This is a genomic window from Alteromonas sp. a30, from assembly GCF_026788005.1.
GTDB lineage: Bacteria > Pseudomonadota > Gammaproteobacteria > Enterobacterales > Alteromonadaceae > Paraneptunicella.
In genome coordinates this window covers 1-881 of the sequence record NZ_JABEPE010000084.1, presented here as the reverse complement: position 1 = coordinate 881, position 881 = coordinate 1, and the positions used below count along the sequence as shown (strand labels likewise).

At 36.7% G+C, this 881-nt stretch carries 1 protein-coding gene; it reads right to left on the bottom strand.

Translation table 11 applies throughout. From position 1 onward, the window contains the following. Nucleotides 1-94: 94 nt before the first annotated feature. Entirely contained in the window at nt 95-742 is a 648-nt protein-coding gene (locus HJG39_RS19290) for a hypothetical protein (RefSeq protein ID WP_268412053.1), read from the bottom strand. Between the last annotated feature and the right edge of the window lie 139 nt (nt 743-881).

Below are 881 nucleotides of genomic sequence, written 5' to 3'. Positions count from 1 at the left end.
ATGCTTAAAGTGTCGTCTGAGGTAAGAATGCTTTTCATCTCATCAATAGAGTTTCGCTCAAAACGACTGAAGATCACCGTAACCACCTAACGCTCTAATCAGCCGCGCCGCTTTTTGGCGTCGGGTTTATTTGTTTGTTAGCTTTACGACGTAACCAGTACAAACTTAACTGCGATACAAAAATGAAAGTAACTATTTGAAATATAGTAAAAAACATGGCAATTTTTGATTGTTCTGTGTTGAACGTGTTTAATGCTTGCTTACTTTTATTCACATCTACATTTTCTTGATATTTTCTAATATCATCAGATGTGGGTTCATACAAAGCATACTCCCCTGAGTTCAACTTATATTGGACAGATATTCCATCTTTCCAGTAAATAAATTGCGCAAAAGTCTGATTATCTTCCTCTGCATTATCAACATAAGTTTTCTCAAAGAGCTGAGCATAGCTGAAGCGCTCATAAACAGCTGAGTTAAGCAAGTTATCAGCAGTTATCAGGGCTTGGCTAGAAAAGGCATGCAAACCAACCGATATACAAAAGAGAAGTAAAAATTCATTTAACTGAAATGACTTTTTTCGTTGAACGTGAGAATGCGCGTAAGCGATGGGTAATAAAATAGAAAATACACCAAACATAACCCAATTAATAACCCAGTTACTTATCAGTATTGGGAATGCAAACTTCCCTACTAATGGGAAGATAAATAGAGCAAAACATATTGCTGATATGTACTTCATAGCATCCTAGTAAAGCTAACAACGCCTCAATCAGCCGACGCGTTAGCGGTCTGCTGGATTGACTTGTTAGCATTTTCCTCGGTTAGTAAACATATACCCAACCAAATAAACCAAACAATTTGTGATACGCCAAATATTT

What these genes read in the sequence shown, in the direction of transcription:
- HJG39_RS19290 (WP_268412053.1), bottom strand. Translation starts at nt 742, where the DNA reads ATGAAGTACATATCAGCAATATGTTTTGCTCTATTTATCTTCCCATTA.